We start from the raw sequence: 2028 nt of genomic DNA, 5'->3' as shown, positions 1-2028 counted from the left end.
AGAATAATTCGGAATTAATTTCAGTTTTGGATCCGCTCCAGTACGCCATTAACCAGGGGGTCGCAGACCGGCTAGAGCCGCTGGGCGGAACTAGAGCTGAATCGCATGTTTATGCTTTCCTGGATCAACGGGATGGGTAGGTGGCGTCGGCAGCTTTGAGAGCATTCATCGCTATACCTCTTGCATTCGCGCCCTACCGCCTACACACATCGCCAATCTGTCGATCAGCTCACACATCAATGGCTCGATTCGAATCTTGTTGCTCCTGATACCACTGCTACGCTTCGATTCACCGAGCCGCTGCAATGCTTCTAGGTCCTTTTAGGCCGAGCTGGGCTGCTTGCCGGCCATCTCCATTGCCCGGCCAATGCCACAACTCTCCGTGCCTTCGAAGGTGCAGAATTTCATCTCGGCCCTACCCTGAACTACGGGAGTGCTCCAGCCCTTTTCTCCCGGCAAAGGCGCCACCGATTGATAGCCCTCCACAACAGGAAGGGACGCTGTCGCCTCCGGTTTCTACCCAATTTCCATGCGTCGAAACCGTAGTTCGCGTTGGGTCCCGCGGAGGGGCGATCCTTCAAACGGGAGCTCACTTAGATCAATAAGACTTGCTGCTTTTAGCGCCAGCTGATTCGCCGACTGAGCCGCTCTATCGGTGAGTCCCATCGTCCGCGCCAATTCTTGCCAGTGCTTCCTCTTGAGATTCTTGACCTTGCCAGCGACAGTCAATGCCATGGTGTCATCGCCGTAAACCAGCGTGCAGGGTATGTCGTAGATCGGCGCTATTGAAAATCTTCCATGCGTATCAGCCAGCATAGAAACGTTCTTTCCGTGCAGGTCTCCGTTGCCTGTCAACCACGCAAACAGAAATTGAAGATATAAATTGCGCTTAGCCAGTATCGGCGCCTGGCAATGCGAAGCAAGAGCCTCTGAAATCTGCTCGGCACTGACTGAATACTTTAACGCTGGAGGCAAATCGAGAACCTGCAGTCCATCTTCCTGCGCATACCGTGCCACTACCGTGCTATCCGCAGAAATCTGCCGGTCAAAGCGCTCGACGAGCAACCCTTCGACATTACAGGTGTCGAAAACAAGCTGACTCTTGGCCACTGGTAACTTCAGAGCTCGAGCCCCCCGAAGATGCAGCGCTTCATTGGCAACCAAATGCGCATGATCTCGCGGATTCAGTTTAAGTAGATACGCCCCGCCATCCAGGGCCAAAGGCGTGGTGAGCATTGTGGCACTGATTTTTTCCTGCACGCCGGGAATTGAATGCCGGTCAAGGCCTCTCGCCAGCATCGCGAAGTCTAGTTCTTTCGAATCAGCAATCGCAGCCACTGCAGGAGGTGGAATCAGTTCGGTACCTGCCGGAGCTACTCGAACATTGCCTGGAGTATCGCCACCCACAATCATCAATAGAGTTAGCTCATCCGACAAACTAGTCTTTGCTGCATCTTTCAGTACCGTAAGCCGATGCCCCTCTGGTAATAGCCCAGAGAAAAATGCCGGCAATCCACCACCCGGACCTACATAAGGAACTGGGGAAGAGGGCAATGCGGATGCGATTCCACGTTCACCAGACTCTATGTAGTCATCGGTGTACGAAAACTCGATTCCTCCGTCGCGCAGACGCGTCAAGTGCCCAGCGAGCACCGACCCCTGATAGACATCGGCTCGCTGCACTCGCTTGAGGTTTTGGATCTCCTGGTTCATTTCTCCACCACAATTTTCAGTCCTAGAACTGCGACCGCCGACAGCACGGCCGTGATAGAGGGGTTTCCGACACCAGTTTCAATTGCACGCAAAGTGCGCTCGGAGATATCCGCCAGCTCTGCTAGCTGCTCTTGAGTCAGCCCGTTCTCTTTTCTTGACTGCTGTATAGCGAAGCCTATTTCTGACAGAGAATTCACGACGTACTCCAGTCCGGCAAAATATCGCCGATTTTTACGCTTGTCCTAACCATAATGCCTCATTAGGATATTTACGGCAAGATACTGCCGAATCACTGCCCAATCCGACTCTTTGTGT

At 53.3% G+C, this 2028-nt stretch carries 2 protein-coding genes; both read right to left on the bottom strand.

The window, feature by feature from the left end; genetic code table 11:
- Window positions 1-516: 516 nt before the first annotated feature.
- The gene (locus ACT3UA_RS18865; protein WP_096284341.1) at window positions 517-1713 is read right to left on the bottom strand and encodes a type II toxin-antitoxin system HipA family toxin; all 1197 of its coding nucleotides are present in this window, start codon (window positions 1711-1713) and stop codon (window positions 517-519) included.
- Window positions 1710-1910 (bottom strand): helix-turn-helix transcriptional regulator, encoded by a 201-nt coding sequence (locus tag ACT3UA_RS18860; RefSeq protein WP_096284339.1) that lies wholly within the window; start codon window positions 1908-1910, stop codon window positions 1710-1712. The genes ACT3UA_RS18865 and ACT3UA_RS18860 overlap by 4 nt, the downstream gene beginning before the upstream one ends.
- Between the last annotated feature and the right edge of the window lie 118 nt (window positions 1911-2028).

It is taken from the genome of Glutamicibacter sp. 363, assembly GCF_052379505.1.
Classification (GTDB): domain Bacteria; phylum Actinomycetota; class Actinomycetes; order Actinomycetales; family Micrococcaceae; genus Glutamicibacter.
This window is presented reverse-complemented; position numbering and strand designations above follow the sequence as displayed.

What these genes read in the sequence shown, in the direction of transcription:
- ACT3UA_RS18865 (WP_096284341.1), bottom strand. Translation starts at nt 1,713, where the DNA reads ATGAACCAGGAGATCCAAAACCTCAAGCGAGTGCAGCGAGCCGATGTC.